Source organism: Mesobacillus maritimus, assembly GCF_044803185.1.
In the GTDB taxonomy this organism is placed as follows: Bacteria; Bacillota; Bacilli; order Bacillales; family Cytobacillaceae; genus Mesobacillus_B; species Mesobacillus_B maritimus_B.
In genome coordinates, this window is sequence record NZ_CP085225.1 from 266,908 (window position 1) to 284,015 (window position 17,108).

Consider the following 17,108-nt stretch of genomic DNA (forward strand, 5'->3'; position numbering starts at 1 on the left):
GAGCGGTAAAATTGGAGAAAAAAGAGCTGTTATATGAAGGAAAAGCGAAGCGGGTTTATTTGACGGACGACGAAAACACCGTTTGGATTGAATACAAAGATTCAGCGACAGCTTACAATGGCGAGAAAAAAGCTGAGATTGTTGGCAAAGGGCGTTTGAATAACGAGATTACCAGTTTACTATTTTCAAAGTTAGCGGAAAAAGGAATTCTGTCTCATTTTATCAAGAAGGTATCGGAAACCGAGCAACTTGTAAAACGGGTCAACATTATTCCACTAGAGGTGATTGTCCGAAACTACACAGCTGGAAGCTTCTCGAAACGATTAGGAGTCGAAGAGGGTCAAAAGCTAAAGTATCCATTAGTAGAGTTTTGCTTAAAAAACGATGATCTAGGCGACCCATTAGTCACAGACGACCAGATTGATGTCCTCGACATTGCTGCTCCAGATGAGGTGTTACTTTTAAAGGAAAATGCCAGAGAAATTAACACTGTATTAACGGACTTTTTCAAAGAAATTGACGTACGGTTAATTGACTTTAAACTCGAGTTCGGAAAAGATGCGGATGGACAGATTCTGCTTGCAGATGAGGTTTCACCGGACACATGCCGACTTTGGGATATCCATACAAATGAAAAGCTTGATAAAGATGTTTTTCGCCGTGATTTAGGCAACTTGACGAATGCTTACGAAACCATTTTGGGACGATTGGGAGGTCCAACACATGTATAAAGTAAAGGTGTATGTGACATTGAGAGAAAGCGTACTAGATCCGCAAGGGACGGCTGTTAAAAAATCATTGGATACAATGGGATATCAGGCTGTAGAAGATGTTCGAATTGGAAAGTATATGGAATTAACACTAGAAAAAACGGATCGTGATGTAGAAGAAGTGGTAAAAGAGATGTGCGAACGTCTCCTTTCGAACCCTGTCATTGAGGATTACCGTTACGAGATTGAGGAGAGTGTTGTCCTGTGAAGTTCGCAGTCATAGTCTTTCCTGGTTCCAATTGCGATGTTGATATGTATCATGCAGCCAAAGATGAGCTTGGCGAGGAAGCAGAATATGTTTGGCATGATGAGACCAGTCTAGATGGGTTTGATGCGGTCCTTCTTCCAGGAGGTTTCTCGTTTGGGGACTATTTGCGCACAGGAGCAATTGCTCGGTTTAGTCCAATTATGAACGAGGTCGTCAAAGCAGCTCAAGCGGGAAAGCCAATATTAGGTGTTTGTAACGGATTTCAAGTGTTACTGGAGGCAGGTCTTTTACCAGGAGGAATGCGTCGCAACGAAAGCCTTAAATTTATTTGCCGGCCAGTGAACCTGACTGTTAAAAATAATGAAACAATGTTTACTTCTCTTTATAACAAAGACGAAGTGATTCAGATTCCGATTGCCCATGGTGAAGGCAATTATTATTGTGATGAGGCAACGCTAGCCACTTTAAAGAAAAACAACCAAATTATTTTTACTTACCAAGGAACAAATCCGAATGGGAGTATTGAAGATATCGCAGGGATCATCAATAAACAAGGGAATGTCCTTGGGATGATGCCACATCCTGAACGTGCAGTTGACCCACTATTAGGTGGAGCAGACGGATTAAAGCTTTTCAAGTCAATCGTCAAACAATGGAGGGAAACCTATGCAGTTAAAGCTTGAGCCAAGTCCAGAGCAAATTAAGTCAGATAAAATTTATCAAGAGATGGGCATCTCTGACGAAGAGTTCAAGCGCATCGAAGAGATTCTTGGGCGCCTGCCAAATTACACGGAAACGGGTCTTTTCTCGGTTATGTGGTCCGAACATTGTAGTTATAAAAACTCTAAGCCAGTCCTTAAAAAATTCCCAATCTCAGGTGAACGTGTATTACAAGGACCTGGAGAAGGTGCGGGAATCGTTGATATCGGCGATAACCAAGCGGTTGTCTTTAAAATTGAAAGCCATAATCACCCTTCTGCAATTGAACCTTATCAAGGAGCAGCAACAGGTGTCGGCGGCATCATTCGTGATGTTTTTTCAATGGGGGCTAGGCCGATTGCTTTGTTGAATTCTTTACGATTTGGCGAGCTTCAGTCTGCGCGTGGAAAATATTTGTTTGAAGAAGTCATTGCTGGAATTGCTGGTTATGGGAACTGCATTGGGATTCCTACTGTTGGTGGAGAGATTCAATTCGACCCTTGTTATGAGGGCAATCCACTAGTCAATGCGATGTGTGTGGGAGTGATTGACCATAAGGACATTAAAACAGGTCAGGCCCACGGGGTTGGCAATACAGTGATGTATGTTGGGGCGAAAACGGGACGCGACGGCATTCATGGAGCAACGTTTGCTTCTGAAGAATTAAATGAACAGTCTGAAGAGAAACGTCCTGCGGTCCAAGTTGGCGATCCTTTTATGGAGAAACTATTACTTGAAGCATGTCTTGAAGTGGTTCAGTCAGATGCCCTTGTTGGAATTCAGGATATGGGCGCAGCTGGACTAACAAGCTCATCTGCTGAAATGGCGAGTAAGGCCGGTTCTGGAATTGAAATGAATCTTAATCTAGTTCCTCAACGTGAAACAGGGATGAATCCTTATGAAATGATGCTTTCTGAGTCGCAAGAACGAATGTTATTGGTTGTTCAAAAAGGTAGAGAACAAGAGATTGCTAGTTTATTTGAAAAGTACGGCCTTGAGGCAGTCGCTGTTGGTCACGTGACCGATGATAAAATGCTTCGCTTAACCCATAACGGGGAAGTAGTCGCTGAAGTACCTGCAGATGCACTTGCAGAAGATGCACCGGTATATCATAAACCTTCAAAAGTGCCAGCATACTATCAAGAGTTTCAAGCAATGGACAATGAAGTACCTGCCGTTGAGAATGTCTCTGAAACCCTTTTAAATCTATTAAAACAACCTACGATTGCTAGTAAAGAATGGGTGTATGACCAATACGATTATATGGTTCGTACCAATACGATTGTAGCGCCTGGCTCAGATGCGGCATTGGTTCGGATTCGTGGGACGGAAAAGGCATTGGCGATGACGACGGACTGTAATTCCCGTTATATCTATTTAGACCCTGAAACAGGTGGGAAAATTGCAGTAGCGGAAGCTGCTCGAAACGTTGTTTGTTCTGGTGCTGAGCCCCTAGCGATTACCGACTGTTTGAATTTTGGTAACCCGGAAAAACCAGAGATTTTCTGGCAACTTGAAAAGGCAGCAGACGGTATGAGTGAGGCTTGTCGGACGTTCAATTCACCGGTTATTAGCGGAAACGTTTCTTTATACAACGAAACAAATGGTACAGCTGTTTACCCGACTCCGGTCATTGGCATGGTAGGATTGGTACAAAACTTAAAAGATGCAACGACTCAAGAGTTTAAACAGGCTGGAGATTTAATCTATCTTTTAGGTGAAACAGCTGCAGAATTTGGCGGAAGTGAGTTGCAAAAGCTTGTTCATGGAGAAATCTTCGGAAAAGCACCTGCGATTGATTTAGCGAAAGAGAAAAAGTACCAAGATCAAGTATTAACAGCAATTCGTACGGGAATTGTAGCTTCGGCGCATGATGTCGCGGAAGGTGGAATTGGGGTTGCCTTAGCGGAATCAGTTATCGGTGCTAACGGCTTAGGAGCTGAAGTAACACTTGACGGGGAAGCTGTAACGGCCCTATTCAGTGAATCCCAATCAAGGTTTATTTTATCCGTAAAAGCGGAACAACAGGAAGAGTTTGAAAGTTTAACAGATGCCGTCCTTATCGGAAGAGTCATTGATACACCTGTGTTGAAGGTGGCGGTTGCTGGAGAACCGGTCATCCAACTTGAAGTGGAAGAAATGAAAGATGCTTGGAAAGGAGCTATTCCATGCTTGCTGAACTAAAAGGGTTAAACGAAGAGTGCGGATTGTTCGGGATTTGGGGCCATGAAAATGCAGCACAGATTACCTATTATGGATTACACAGTCTGCAACACCGAGGACAAGAAGGAACAGGGATTGTCGTCACCGACGGAGGCAAACTGAATGTAGCCAAAGGTGAAGGTCTTGTAACAGAGGTGTTTAACTCAAAAGTGATTGAACAATTGCCAGGCACAAGTGCAATCGGGCATGTTCGTTATGCAACGGCGGGCGGCGGTGGTTACGAAAATGTTCAACCACTGTTGTTCCGTTCTCAAGGCAGCAGCCTCGCGCTTGCCCATAACGGAAACCTTGTTAATGCGACAGCATTAAAACATCAGCTTGAAGCACAAGGTAGCATTTTTCAAACCAGTTCAGATACAGAAGTGTTAGCTCATTTAATTAAACGAAGTGGGTTTCCTCAGCTGAAAGATCAAGTGAAAAATGCCTTGACGATGCTGAAGGGTGCCTATGCATTTTTAATCATGACCGAAACCGAAATGATGGTGGCTCTCGATCCGAATGGACTAAGACCCTTATCGCTTGGGATGTTAGGTGATGCTTATGTGGTTGCCTCGGAAACCTGTGCCTTTGATATCGTCGGAGCTGAGTTTATCCGTGACGTGTTACCAGGGGAACTCTTGGTGATTAATGATGAGGGCATTCAATCAGAAATGTTTACCTTAAGCTCTAATTTAACACTTTGTGCCATGGAATATGTCTACTTTTCCAGACCGGACAGTAACATCAATGGCATCAATGTTCATACCGCGCGTAAAAATCTCGGCAAGCAATTGGCGCTTGAAGCACCAATCGAAGCGGATGTCGTTACAGGAGTGCCGGATTCCAGTATTTCTGCAGCGATTGGTTATGCAGAAGAGGCAGGGATTCCCTATGAACTGGGATTAATTAAAAACCGCTATGTAGGGAGGACGTTCATTCAGCCTTCTCAATCCCTAAGAGAACAAGGAGTGAAAATGAAGCTCTCTCCTGTTCGTGGTGTCGTGGAAGGGAAACGTGTGATCATGGTGGATGACTCGATTGTTCGAGGAACCACGAGTCGCAGAATTGTCTCAATGCTAAAAGAGGCGGGAGCCACAGAAGTGCACGTTGTCATCAGTTCACCGGCCATAAAAAATCCATGCTTCTATGGGATTGATACTTCTTCTCGTGAAGAACTGATTGCCTCAGATAAATCGGTAGAGCAAATTAGAGAAATTATCGGCGCAGATTCTTTAACCTTTTTAAGTGTGGATGGGCTAATCAACGCCATCAATAGTAAGGGTGAGGGAGAAACAAAAGGGCATTGTCTTGCTTGTTTTACCGGAAAGTATCCTACTGAAATTTATCCGCAGGAACAGGGTGTTACGGCAGCAAAGTGCTAAAACATAAGTAAAAAGATAAAGCGGATAATCAATACGGAGGGATAGAAATGGCAAACGCTTATAAGCAGGCTGGAGTAGATATAGAAGCAGGATACAAGTCAGTTGAACGAATGAAAAAACATGTTCAGCGGACCGTTAGACCAGGGGTACTCGGTAGTTTAGGTGGCTTTGGTGGGATGTTTGATTTGTCTTCCTTGGGATTAAAGGAACCGGTACTCATTTCAGGTACGGATGGGGTCGGAACCAAGCTCCTTCTTAGTATGATGATGGACCGACATGATACGATTGGCATTGATGCAGTGGCAATGTGTGTGAATGATATTGTTGTTCAAGGTGCCGAGCCACTGTATTTTCTTGATTATATCGCTTGTGGAAAAGCGGAACCGGAGCGGATTGAAGCAATTGTTAAAGGGATCGCAGATGGCTGTGAGCAGTCAGGCTGCGCCCTAGTCGGTGGTGAAACAGCCGAAATGCCAGGGATGTATGAGGAGACGGAATATGATTTAGCTGGTTTTGCGGTTGGTGCGTGTGAAAAATCAGCCCTTGTAACAGGTGAAGCAATCGAAGCTGGAAATGTCCTAATTGGTCTTGCTTCAAGTGGCATTCATAGCAATGGGTACTCACTTGTTCGGAAGGTATTTTTTGAAGAAGCTGGTTTGAAGCTTGATCAATTTGTGGGTGATTTAGGCTGCACACTTGGCGAAGAGTTATTGAAGCCAACAAGAATCTATGTAAAACCAATTTTGTCCGCTTTAAAACAGTTTACTATTAATGGTATGGCCCATATAACGGGTGGCGGTTTTATTGAAAATATTCCAAGAATGCTTCCAGCTGGCTTGGGTGCTATGATTGAAGAAGGCAGTTGGGAAATACCAACAGTATTCACACTTTTAGAAACACTTGGTAAACTTGAAAGGCAGGAAATGTACAATATCTTTAACATGGGGATTGGAATGGTGGTTGCTGTACCTGCAGAAGAAGCGGCAGATGTAGTTTCGCATTTTCAAGCATGTGGAGAAAAGGCATTTGTGATTGGCTCTGTGACCGAAGCAGCCGGAGTGAAGGTGCACCTAAACGGAGAACCATCATGAAAAAGATAGCAGTGTTCGCTTCGGGCAACGGAAGTAATTTTCAGGTACTCCTTGATGCAGTGACTAAGGGAGATTTCCAAGCAGAGGTAAGCTTGCTTGTTTGTGATCGCCCAGGAGCCTTTGTGATTGAGCGGGCCGAGAACGCAGCGGTCCCTCTCTTTGTTTTTAACCCAAAGGAATTTAAGGATAAGGCCGAATATGAATCTCAGATTCTATCCCGCCTGAAACAAAAGAATGTTGAGTGGATTATTCTAGCAGGATATATGCGACTGATTGGGACGACACTTTTACAAGCTTATGAGGGAAAAATCGTGAACATCCATCCATCCTTGCTTCCGGCCTTTCCAGGAAAAGATGCCGTTGGACAGGCCTTGGAGGCTGGCGTGAAAGAAACAGGGGTCACGGTTCATTATGTGGACGCTGGAATGGATACGGGTGAAGTCATTGCTCAGGAAGCAGTCGAGATTATTCCGGGTGAAACAAGAGAGTCCTTGCAAGCAAAGATTCAAAAGGTAGAACACAGGTTATATCCAGCAGTAGTTAAGACGCTTTTGAATGGAGAGAAGGAGGTAACTTCAATATGACGAAAAAACGTGCATTAATTTCAGTATCAGATAAAAACGGAATCGTTGAATTCGCGCGCGAACTCATTGAATTAGGCTTTGAGATTGTTTCAACAGGAGGAACGAAAAGTGCCCTTGCACAGGGAGGTGTCCCAGTTATTGGGATTAGTGAAGTAACAAACTTCCCGGAAATTCTTGAAGGACGTGTTAAAACACTTCATCCTAATATTCATGGCGGATTGCTCGCTAAAATTGGGGAAGAAAGTCATCGTCAGCAGCTTGAGGCACATGGCATTACACCGATTGAATTGGTTTGTGTTAATTTGTATCCTTTCCAGCAGACAATCGCAAAGCCTGATGTATCAGTTGAAGATGCAATCGAAAACATTGATATTGGCGGTCCTGCTATGCTTCGTGCATCCGCAAAAAATCATGATTATATAACGGTCGTTGTGGATCCTGAGGATTATAAGGTCGTTGTTGACGAATATAAGAAAACCGGACGGACTGAGGCGGCCACACGGCGTAAGCTCGCAGCGAAGGTATTTCGTCACACTGCTGCCTATGACAGCATGATTGCTGAATATATGACAAACCTTGTTGGGGAAGAAAAACCTGAAAAGCTAACGGTCACATATGAGTTAAAGCAAAGCCTACGCTATGGCGAAAACCCTCATCAAAAGGCTGCTTTCTACCGGAAGCCACTGGGCTCCTCGTTTTCCGTTGCAAATGCTGAGCAACTACATGGGAAAGAGCTTTCTTACAACAATATCAACGATGCTGATGCTGCCCTACAGATTGTGAAGGAATTTTCTGAGCCAGCAGCTGTTGCTGTTAAACATATGAACCCATGCGGTGTGGGGACAGGAAGCAATGTATACGATGCCTTTTTAAAGGCTTTTGAAGCAGATCCAGTTTCCATTTTTGGGGGAATCATTGCGTTCAATCGTGAAGTTGACGCTGAGACGGCAAGAAAACTTTATGAGATTTTCTTAGAAATCGTTATTGCTCCGTCTTTTAGTGCGGAGGCAAATGAAATTTTAACTGGGAAAAAGAACCTTCGCCTTTTAACACTACCTTTTGGTCAAGAGGATAAAAAGGAAATGAAGTTAACCTCTATTGAAGGGGGATTGTTGGCCCAGGAATTTGATCAATATGGGCTTGAACAAGCAACCGTTACGGTTCCAACAAAACGGGAGCCAACTGCAGAAGAATGGGAAGCGCTCAAGCTTGGCTGGAGTATTGTGAAGCACGTGAAATCAAACGCAATTGTGGTAACAGGAAAAGATCAAACTTTAGGAATTGGAGCTGGCCAGATGAACCGTGTCGGAGCAGCGAAAATTGCCTTAGAACAAGCTGGAAAGAAAGCAGAAGGAGGCGCTTTGGCATCAGATGCTTTCTTCCCAATGGACGATACCGTTGAGGCGGCAGCAAAAGCGGGAATTACTGCAATCATTCAACCTGGCGGATCCATTCGTGATGAAGACTCAATTAAAAAAGCGGATGAGTATGGAATTGCGATGGTATTTACGGGAGTAAGGCATTTTAAACATTAAACATGAATCTACAATTTTAATTGAAGTCTTTTTCGTGAAAATTGTTGTTAAAATCATAAAGCCGATTTTAACGTAGGAACAGCTATTTTGTACGTTTGAAGTAAATTTGCAAGCTCTTTTCTCATAATTGTTGGCTAGTTTCAAGTATTAAGATAGTCATAACAATTAACTTTCATATAGAAAACCAGCAAAGTGTGAGAAAAGAGCCTAATAAAATGCTTGGAGGTGGAGGAATGAAGGTTCTTGTGGTTGGAAGAGGCGGCCGGGAGCATGCAATATGTCAGAAAGCAAGCGAAAGTATCAAGGTGGATACCGTTTATGTGGCTCCAGGAAATCCAGGGATGGAAGACTGCGCGGTTTGCATAGCCATTTCAGAAAACAATCAGGATGCGTTGGTCGATTTTGCTAAAAAGGAAAATATCCAATTAGTGATTATTGGGCCAGAGGTGCCACTCCTCGAAGGGCTAGCTGACCGCTTTTTAGAAGAAGGCATTAAGGTGTTCGGTCCATGTAAACTGGCTGCGGAAATAGAAGGAAGCAAGTCATTTGCAAAGGATTTAATGAAGAAGTACGATATTCCAACAGCTGATTCAGAGGTTTTTACTGATTTTGAGAAAGCAAAGCAATACATTGAGATAAAAGGGGCGCCAATTGTCATTAAGGCAGATGGGCTCGCAGCGGGCAAAGGTGTAACCGTTGCGATGACAAAAGAAGAGGCCGTTAAGGCGCTTGAGGAAATGCTAATTGACGCGAAATTCGGGAAAGCTTCATCAAGTGTATTGGTGGAGGAATTCTTAGCAGGCGAGGAGTATTCACTGATGGCATTTGTCAACGGTGAAACAGTGATTCCGCTTGAAATTGCCCAAGACCATAAACGTGCATTTGACGGGGATCAAGGACCGAATACAGGTGGAATGGGTGCGTATTCGCCTGTCCCTTTTATTGATAAAGGAATGGTCGCAGAAGCAGTCCAAACTATCGTAAAACCGGCTGCTCAGGCATTAGTGAAGGAAGGACGTTCCTTCACCGGAATCTTGTATGCAGGTTTAATTCAAACAGAACAAGGGCCAAAAGTGATTGAGTTTAATGCACGCTTTGGGGACCCGGAAACGCAAGTAGTGCTTCCACGTTTGAAATCTGATTTAGTTGAAGTGATTTTAGATCTTCTAGAAGGCAAAGAGCCAATGCTTAGTTGGGATGAACAGACTATGCTTGGAGTAGTCATTGCAGCAAAAGGCTACCCGGAGGCTTACGAAAAAGGCGCCCAATTAACGGGATTAGAAAGCTTAGCAGACGAATTACTCGTGTATCATGCGGGGACAGCTTTAAACAATGAAGGGCAGCTTGTTACGAATGGCGGCAGGGTGCTCCTAGCAGGAGCTAAGGCACCGACCCTTGAAGAGGCACAGGATAAAGTCTACAAAGAACTTGTTAAGTTAACAACTGACCAGGTTTTTTACCGCAAAGATATTGGCAGTCGTGCGATTAAGAGTGTGCAGGCATAACAGGGCAAAGTGAATATGGATTTTAATAAGGGTAAAAAGGTGTCCAAAGTAGTCTTGGACACCTTTCCTAATTGTTGTTTATAACTTAGGTTGGATTGATTGGTACTATCTCTTCGGCATCAGTTTGTTCTCGGTCACTGTTTTGACGATTGTTTTCGATCATCTCTTGACCTTCTTCAAATAGTGCAGTGACGGGACAGAATCGAACAATTCCCTCTGCTATTTTCATTGCACTTAAAAACGCAACAAGCAAATAGGAATCCTTCCACGGTCTTTTCACCATTTTTGCAGTTGCCCAACTTAAGAAAGTAAAACCACAGGTAATTCGTATAAGCGCGTTAACAATTCCAATATTTTGCTTCACCTTCAACGTTCATACCTCCTTCAAGAAATTTTCCAAATTTGGGTTTTCTTTAATGCGTTAAAACGTAAAATATGTTACGATAAGATATAACAATGAAAAGGCTTTCTTTTTCTATAGAGGAAAGCTCACTTATTAACAATTAAAAGACTAATAAATATATAGATGGAGAGGGAAAACCAGATGGAACAGCGATTCAGATGGAAGAACAAGCAATTACGAGACCATGTAGCCGTTTTAGATGGTACCCTTTCACCGACGATTCTATTGAAAAATGCAACCTATTTAAACCAAACCTTCCGCAAATGGATGACCGCAAATATTTGGATTTACAAGGATCGAATTGTCTATGTCGGTGAAAAGTTGCCAGCCCTTACAGATAAATGTGAGACGGTTGATTGTAGCAAAGGCTACATCGTTCCTGGTTATATCGAGCCTCATGCTCACCCGTTTAAATTATATAATCCCCAATCATTAGCGACGTATGCATCCCAACATGGGACAACAACAATGATTAATGACAATATGGTGCTTGCTTTACAGTTGAACAAAAAGAAAGCGTTTTCTTTTATAAAAGAATTACAGCATCACCCTGTTACGATGTACTGGTGGTGCCGCTATGATAGTCAATCTGAAACACATGATGAGGAAATCATCTTTTCCAATCGAAATATTAAATCATGGTTAGAGCAGGATTTTGTCGTCCAAGGTGGGGAATTAACAGGCTGGCCAAAGCTGGTTGATGGAGACGACATGATGCTCCATTGGATGCAAGAAACGAAAAGACTAAATAAAAAAATTGAAGGACATTTTCCGGGGGCTTCAGAGAAAACATTGGCGAAAATGATGCTGTTTGGAACCGATTGTGACCATGAGGCCATGACAGGGGAAGAAGTCCAACGACGTCTTATGCAGGGATATATGGTATCACTCAGGCATTCGTCTATTCGTCCCGATCTGCCGAACCTACTAGATGAAATTCATCAAATGGACATCGCTGTATATGATCGCATGATGCTAAATTCAGATGGCTCATCATGTGCTTGCTACGAAAATGGTATGACAGATAAGTTGATTAAAATTGCGATTGATCATGGCGTTCCTGTTATCGATGCTTATAATATGGCAACGATTAATATTGCTCGCTATTATAATTTTGACCACTTACATGGAAATATTGCTACAGGAAGAATCGCTAACTTGAACTTCCTGAGTGAAAAGGATGAACCGACACCAATTTCTGTTTTAGCAAAAGGACAATGGGTGAAACGCGATGGAGTTCAGATGAATGGTTTTCAGGAGGTGGACTGGAATCAGTTTGACCTAGGTCCTTTGAACATTGATTGGTCCCTTGACAGTGATGACATGCAGTTCTCGATGCCATTCGGGATTAAGTTGGAGAACTCTGTTATTACAAAACCTTACTCGATCGGCATTGATGTTTCCACAGAGAGCTTATCTACAGAGCATGATGAATGCTTCTTTATGCTTCTCGATCGTAACGGAAAGTGGCGCATCAATACGTTGCTAAAAGGATTTGCCAATAAGCTAGGTGGGTTGGCAAGTACTTTTTCAAGTACAGGTGACATTATTCTAATTGGAAAGAACAAGCAGGATATGCAAAGTGCATTTAATCGGATGAAGGAAATCGGTGGAGGAATTGTGGTTTGTGAAGAAGGTCAATCCATTTATGAATTGCCTTTAACATTAAAAGGAACGATGTCTGATCAGCCTATCGAAGAATTGATTGGTCTTGAAAAGAATCTATTCTCCTTGTTAAAAGAGAAGGGGTATCCTTTTATCGATCCAATTTACTCATTGATGTTCTTCTCTGCTACACATCTTCCATATATTCGCGTTACGCAACATGGGATATATGATGTTATGAAGAAAACGGTACTCTTTCCAACGATAATGCGTTAAAATATAAAAGTATCTTAACATTGTGCCGGTAGGTTATAGGGGTGTTATATGTGTTAAAGAAATGGATAGTCGTGGCGGTGGCTGCTATGATCTTCACTTCAGGATGCAGTCAGGAAAAGAATGTAGTGGAAGATCAACCTAAGAAACAGGTAGAAGATATTGTAAAAGACGAACAAGTACCTGCTTTTCAGTATCCATTGACAGGAGTTAAAACGGAAGAGGAACCAAGTGCACGTGCTGTCGCGGTAGTAGTGAATAACCACCCAAAGGCACGCCCACAGTCTGGGTTGCATCAGGCTGATCTTGTTTACGAAGTACTTGCAGAAGGAAATGTGACGAGATTCTTGGCTATCTTTGAAAGTGAACAACCTAAGAATATTGGCCCGGTACGGAGTGCGAGAGATTATTATCTGGACCTTGCTAAGGGATATGACAGCCTTTTTATCGCTCATGGATATAGTCCGGAAGCAAAGGAAATGCTTGATAGTGGCTATATCGACCATTTAAATGGGATACAGTATGATGGATCGCTTTTTAAAAGGGCCGACTTCCGCCAAGCCCCTCATAACTCCTATATTACTTTTGATAATATAGAAAAGGGTGCAGAAAACAGCGGCTATTCATTAACGCAAAAACCTGAGGATCTTCGGTTCTATACAGAAGAACAACTAGAAAAGCTATCAGGTGAAGAGGCAAAAAAAGCGCATATTTCCTATGGGACTTCCACCTTTGACGTATATTATGAATACGACGCTGAAGCCAATAAATATCATCGCTATTCAAATGGTGAGGATACGATTGACCTAGAGTCCAAGGAATCGGTGCTATTAGATAATATCTTGATTGTTGAAATGGACCATCAGGTTATTGACAATGCTGGACGTAAGGCGATAAATTTAACCTCCGGTGGCAGTGGTTATCTTTTGCAAAAGGGAACTAGAAGTGACGTGACTTGGGAAAATGTGGATGGTCGGATTCTTCCATATATAAACGGGGAAGAGGCGCAACTGGTTCCAGGCAAAACATGGATTAATATCGTTCCAAGTCTTAATAGAGTCAAGTTTGAAACACAATAATATACAATTGATTATCTATTTTATAGGATTAATAGAATAAGGAGTATGGTGGATGCAAATTGAAAAATTAAGAGGGAAAGAACTGGATCAGCTATTTAACGCCGTTTTATCTCTAAAAGACATGGATGAATGCTACCGTTTTTTTGATGACCTTTGTACTGTAAATGAAATACAATCACTTGCTCAACGTCTTGAAGTGGCGCGGATGCTTCGCGAAAAGAATACCTATCATAAAATTGAGACGGAAACTGGAGCAAGTACAGCAACCATATCCCGAGTTAAGCGTGCCCTTAACTATGGAAATGATGCCTATGAAATGGCACTAGAAAGAATTAAACCCACCGAAAAAGAATCAGGGGATGAATAAGGAAACCGGAGCGAAGTCAGACCGCTCCGGTTTTTTGTTTTTCTAAACCATTTCCTCTTAATCTTTCCTTAGCTTTCCTTTTTGATTGAATGTAACAAATGCTATAATGGTTTAATGGAATTAGAGTGAATGGGGGCAACATTAGGATGTATGATATTCGTCAATGGCGGCATGTGTTTAAACTTGATCCGAACAAGGATATTTCTGATAAGGACCTTGAGAAAATCTGTGAATCGGGAACAGACGCCATAATAGTGGGGGGAACGGACGGCGTCACAATTGAAGGAGTGTTGGATTTGATGTCCCGGGTTCGTCGCTATACGGTTCCGTGCATCCTAGAGGTATCAGATGCAGAAGCAATAACGCCAGGATATGATCTGTATTTTATCCCAACGGTCTTAAACAGTACGAAAACGGAGTGGGTGACAGGCCTTCACCACGAAGCTGTAAAAGAATTCGGCGACATTATGGACTGGGATGAAATTTTAATAGAAGGATATTGTATTTTAAATGGTGACTGCAAAGCGGCTCAACTTACACAATCCAAGACCGATTTAACCGTTGAGGATGTCCGTGCCTATGCCATGATGGCGGAAAAAATGTTCCACTTGCCGATTTTTTACCTTGAGTATAGTGGGACATACGGAGACCCTGTGTTAGTTCAACAAGTGAATGAAACACTGGAAAAAACTGTCCTTTTTTATGGGGGAGGCATCCATTCCTATGAACAGGCTGTTGAGATGGGAAAAGCAGCGGATGTTATTGTTGTCGGCAACTCCCTCTATGAAAATTTGGAGGAAGCCTTAAAAACGGTTCAAGCAGTAAAATAAATGGTTGGAAAGCTAGTTGTCCATAGGTAGGTATTTGCGATAAAATAAGAACAAATGTTTGTATGGTGGTGAGCAGTTAATGCAATTTTTAACAGATAAATTATTAAATGGTTTAAACCCGCAACAACAGCTTGCGGTGAAAACGACTGACGGTCCACTGCTATTGATGGCGGGAGCTGGTAGTGGGAAGACAAGGGTACTAACGCACCGAATAGGTTATTTAATGGTGGAAAAAAGGGTTAATCCTTATAATATCCTTGCGATTACGTTCACAAATAAAGCGGCCCGCGAAATGCGTGAGCGGATTCAAAATGTAATGGGCGGCGCCGCAGATGATATCTGGATTTCGACCTTCCACTCGATGTGTGTAAGGATTCTTCGTAGAGACATTGACCGCCTAGGGTATAACCGTAATTTTACGATTCTTGATTCGGGTGATCAGCAATCGGTTATTAAAAATATCTTAAAAGAAAAAAATATCGATCCGAAAAAACATGATCCGCGTGCAATCCTCGGTGCTATTTCTTCTGCTAAAAATGAGCTGATTGAACCAGAGGAGTTTTCTAAAAATGCTGGTGATTACTATGCAAATGTGATTGCTGATGTATACAAAGAATATCAAAAACAACTGCGTAAAAACCAGGCACTTGATTTTGACGATCTGATTATGAAGACAATCGTTTTATTTCAGCAGGTCCCAGAGATATTAGAATATTACCAACGTAAGTTTCAATACATTCATGTCGATGAGTATCAGGATACAAACCGGGCACAGTATATGCTCGTTAAATTTCTAGCGTCTCGCTTTAAAAATTTATGCGTTGTTGGTGACTCAGATCAGTCGATTTACCGCTGGCGTGGGGCGGACATTACCAATATCCTTTCCTTTGAAAAGGATTATCCAAATGCGAGTGTCATTTTACTTGAACAAAATTATCGTTCGACAAAGAAAATTTTACTTGCAGCCAACAAGGTAATTGAAAACAACCTCAATCGTAAAGCGAAAAACTTGTGGACTGAGAATGCCGAAGGAAATACAATCGTTTACTATCGTGCTGATAGTGAACAAGGCGAAGCGCAATTTGTGATTGGAAAAATTCAGGAGCTCGTTCGTTCAGGAAACAGGAAGCTCTCAGATATCGCCATCTTATATCGCACAAATGCCCAATCCCGTGTGATTGAGGAATCATTCTTAAAGTCAAATCTTGAATATACAATTGTCGGCGGCACGAAGTTCTATGACCGCAAAGAGATTAAAGATATCCTTGCTTACTTACGTTTGATTTCAAATCCAGACGATGATATCAGCTTGCGTCGAGTCATTAACGTGCCGAAGCGGGCGATTGGCTCGACTTCGGTTGATAAAATTGCCAATTTCGCGCTAATGCATGACATTTCGATGTATCAGGCCCTTGATAGTGTGGAATTGATTGGTTTAAGTCCAAAAGCAACGAAAGCAACAGCTGGTTTCCGTGATTTAATTAAAAATTATACAAATATGCAGGAGTTCCTTTCGGTCACGGAGCTAGTCGAAGAAATCCTAGAAAAATCTGGCTACCGGGAAATGTTAAAAGCAGAGAAATCGCTTGAATCCCAGAGTCGACTTGAAAACTTAGATGAATTTTTAACCGTTACGAATGCCTTTGAAGAAACAAGTGAGGATAAAAGCTTAACAGGCTTCTTGACTGACCTTGCGTTAGTTGCCGATATTGATAAGCTTGATGACGAGGAAAAGAGCAGTGAGGCAGTAACGTTAATGACGCTTCACTCAGCAAAAGGACTTGAGTTCCCAGTTGTATTTTTAATAGGGATGGAAGAAGGCGTGTTTCCTCATAGCCGCTCCCTCATGGAGGACGCTGAAATGGAAGAAGAGCGTCGGTTGGCTTATGTTGGAATCACACGTGCGGAGGAAGAGTTGTTTATTACCAATGCACAGATGCGTACCCTCTTCGGTCGGACAAACATGAATCCTGAATCTCGATTTATAAAAGAAATTCCAGATGACCTCATTGAACAAGTTGTCCTTGGTGGAAACAGGAGGTCGGCGTCTAGACAGTCCTCGCCATTTGGATCATCCGGAGGTACATCCTTTGGAGGGGCTTCTAGAGGGGCCTCATCATTCGGTGGAGCAACAGGAGGACAGGCATCAAGAGGCCAAGGGTCGACATTAAATTCCCAGACAAGGCAGCCAAGAAGTGCGGTCACAAGGCCGGCCGCTTCAACGGGCGGAGATCAGCTTGATTGGAAGGTTGGCGACAAGGCCCAGCATGGGAAATGGGGAACAGGGACGGTCGTTAGCGTAAAAGGGTCTGGTGAAGGAACAGAGTTAGATATTGCCTTCCCAAGTCCAACCGGTGTGAAACGCTTATTAGCTAAATTTGCACCCATTACAAAAGCCTAATTATACGTTAGATTGTTATCGTAAGATTGTTGTTAAAATTGTAAAAATCTTAAAGCCGATTTTTACTACCTAAAACCGATTTTAACGTAAGATAAGCTATTTTATACGGTATAGGAAATTGCAAGCTCTTTTCTCATAAATGGAGTCTAAATTACTGTAAAAAGCGCCAACACT

General features: G+C 42.5%; 15 protein-coding genes. 14 read left to right on the forward strand and 1 reads right to left on the reverse strand.

Features of this window, described 5'->3' with window-relative positions; translation table 11 throughout:
- The first annotated feature begins 11 nt into the window (after window positions 1-11).
- From purC to purD, 9 genes are all read left to right on the forward strand, one after another.
- Window positions 12-731 carry a phosphoribosylaminoimidazolesuccinocarboxamide synthase gene (gene purC / locus LG336_RS01435; protein WP_404330804.1) on the forward strand — a complete coding sequence of 240 codons (720 nt, stop codon included), beginning with the start codon at window positions 12-14 and terminating at the stop codon, window positions 729-731.
- Window positions 724-978 (forward strand): phosphoribosylformylglycinamidine synthase subunit PurS, encoded by a 255-nt coding sequence (purS, locus tag LG336_RS01440; protein ID WP_404330805.1) that lies wholly within the window; start codon window positions 724-726, stop codon window positions 976-978. The genes purC and purS overlap by 8 nt, the downstream gene beginning before the upstream one ends.
- Window positions 975-1,661, forward strand: a complete 687-nt coding sequence (gene purQ, locus LG336_RS01445) for a phosphoribosylformylglycinamidine synthase subunit PurQ (protein ID WP_404330806.1) — start codon at window positions 975-977, stop codon at window positions 1,659-1,661. Before purS ends, purQ begins: the two co-directional genes overlap by 4 nt.
- A complete protein-coding gene (gene purL / locus LG336_RS01450) occupies window positions 1,645-3,861 on the forward strand; it encodes a phosphoribosylformylglycinamidine synthase subunit PurL (RefSeq protein ID WP_404330807.1) in 2,217 nt (738 codons plus the stop codon). The genes purQ and purL overlap by 17 nt, the downstream gene beginning before the upstream one ends.
- The gene (purF, locus tag LG336_RS01455) at window positions 3,846-5,261 is read left to right on the forward strand and encodes an amidophosphoribosyltransferase (RefSeq protein ID WP_404330808.1); all 1,416 of its coding nucleotides are present in this window, start codon (window positions 3,846-3,848) and stop codon (window positions 5,259-5,261) included. The genes purL and purF overlap by 16 nt, the downstream gene beginning before the upstream one ends.
- A 47-nt stretch (window positions 5,262-5,308) precedes the next feature.
- Complete coding sequence (gene purM / locus LG336_RS01460) at window positions 5,309-6,352, forward strand: phosphoribosylformylglycinamidine cyclo-ligase (RefSeq protein ID WP_404330809.1); 1,044 nt, start codon at window positions 5,309-5,311, stop codon at window positions 6,350-6,352.
- Entirely contained in the window at window positions 6,349-6,936 is a 588-nt protein-coding gene (gene purN, locus LG336_RS01465) for a phosphoribosylglycinamide formyltransferase (RefSeq protein WP_404330810.1), read from the forward strand. The genes purM and purN overlap by 4 nt, the downstream gene beginning before the upstream one ends.
- The gene (gene purH / locus LG336_RS01470; protein WP_404330811.1) at window positions 6,933-8,471 is read left to right on the forward strand and encodes a bifunctional phosphoribosylaminoimidazolecarboxamide formyltransferase/IMP cyclohydrolase; all 1,539 of its coding nucleotides are present in this window, start codon (window positions 6,933-6,935) and stop codon (window positions 8,469-8,471) included. The genes purN and purH overlap by 4 nt, the downstream gene beginning before the upstream one ends.
- A 233-nt stretch (window positions 8,472-8,704) precedes the next feature.
- Entirely contained in the window at window positions 8,705-9,976 is a 1,272-nt protein-coding gene (gene purD / locus LG336_RS01475) for a phosphoribosylamine--glycine ligase (RefSeq protein WP_404330812.1), read from the forward strand.
- An 85-nt stretch (window positions 9,977-10,061) separates the two neighbouring features.
- Here purD and LG336_RS01480 read toward each other — a convergent pair whose 3' ends face one another.
- Window positions 10,062-10,346: a DUF2892 domain-containing protein gene (locus tag LG336_RS01480; RefSeq protein WP_404330813.1), complete on the reverse strand. Its 285-nt coding sequence runs from the start codon at window positions 10,344-10,346 to the stop codon at window positions 10,062-10,064.
- A 174-nt stretch (window positions 10,347-10,520) separates the two neighbouring features.
- On the opposite strand from LG336_RS01480, the gene LG336_RS01485 reads away from it, so the two are divergent.
- The 5 genes from LG336_RS01485 to pcrA all read left to right on the forward strand — a co-directional run bounded on the left by LG336_RS01485 (window position 10,521) and on the right by pcrA (window position 16,934).
- On the forward strand, window positions 10,521-12,260 hold the full coding sequence (locus LG336_RS01485) for an adenine deaminase C-terminal domain-containing protein (protein WP_404330814.1): 1,740 nt from the start codon (window positions 10,521-10,523) through the stop codon (window positions 12,258-12,260).
- Window positions 12,261-12,310: 50 nt separating this feature from the next.
- On the forward strand, window positions 12,311-13,336 hold the full coding sequence (locus LG336_RS01490; protein ID WP_404330815.1) for a DUF3048 domain-containing protein: 1,026 nt from the start codon (window positions 12,311-12,313) through the stop codon (window positions 13,334-13,336).
- 52 nt (window positions 13,337-13,388) lie between these two features.
- Window positions 13,389-13,703 (forward strand): YerC/YecD family TrpR-related protein, encoded by a 315-nt coding sequence (locus tag LG336_RS01495; protein ID WP_404330816.1) that lies wholly within the window; start codon window positions 13,389-13,391, stop codon window positions 13,701-13,703.
- Between the two features lie 146 nt (window positions 13,704-13,849).
- Window positions 13,850-14,533: a heptaprenylglyceryl phosphate synthase gene (locus LG336_RS01500; protein ID WP_404330817.1), complete on the forward strand. Its 684-nt coding sequence runs from the start codon at window positions 13,850-13,852 to the stop codon at window positions 14,531-14,533.
- Window positions 14,534-14,612: 79 nt separating this feature from the next.
- Window positions 14,613-16,934, forward strand: a complete 2,322-nt coding sequence (pcrA, locus tag LG336_RS01505) for a DNA helicase PcrA (RefSeq protein ID WP_404330818.1) — start codon at window positions 14,613-14,615, stop codon at window positions 16,932-16,934.
- The last annotated feature ends 174 nt before the right edge of the window (window positions 16,935-17,108 follow it).

What these genes read in the sequence shown, in the direction of transcription:
- LG336_RS01495 (WP_404330816.1), top strand. Translation starts at nt 13,389, where the DNA reads ATGCAAATTGAAAAATTAAGAGGGAAAGAACTGGATCAGCTATTTAAC.
- LG336_RS01500 (WP_404330817.1), top strand. Translation starts at nt 13,850, where the DNA reads ATGTATGATATTCGTCAATGGCGGCATGTGTTTAAACTTGATCCGAAC.
- purH (WP_404330811.1), top strand. Translation starts at nt 6,933, where the DNA reads ATGACGAAAAAACGTGCATTAATTTCAGTATCAGATAAAAACGGAATC.
- purF (WP_404330808.1), top strand. Translation starts at nt 3,846, where the DNA reads ATGCTTGCTGAACTAAAAGGGTTAAACGAAGAGTGCGGATTGTTCGGG.
- purM (WP_404330809.1), top strand. Translation starts at nt 5,309, where the DNA reads ATGGCAAACGCTTATAAGCAGGCTGGAGTAGATATAGAAGCAGGATAC.
- purL (WP_404330807.1), top strand. Translation starts at nt 1,645, where the DNA reads ATGCAGTTAAAGCTTGAGCCAAGTCCAGAGCAAATTAAGTCAGATAAA.
- purS (WP_404330805.1), top strand. Translation starts at nt 724, where the DNA reads ATGTATAAAGTAAAGGTGTATGTGACATTGAGAGAAAGCGTACTAGAT.
- purD (WP_404330812.1), top strand. Translation starts at nt 8,705, where the DNA reads ATGAAGGTTCTTGTGGTTGGAAGAGGCGGCCGGGAGCATGCAATATGT.
- purN (WP_404330810.1), top strand. Translation starts at nt 6,349, where the DNA reads ATGAAAAAGATAGCAGTGTTCGCTTCGGGCAACGGAAGTAATTTTCAG.
- pcrA (WP_404330818.1), top strand. Translation starts at nt 14,613, where the DNA reads ATGCAATTTTTAACAGATAAATTATTAAATGGTTTAAACCCGCAACAA.
- LG336_RS01485 (WP_404330814.1), top strand. Translation starts at nt 10,521, where the DNA reads ATGGAACAGCGATTCAGATGGAAGAACAAGCAATTACGAGACCATGTA.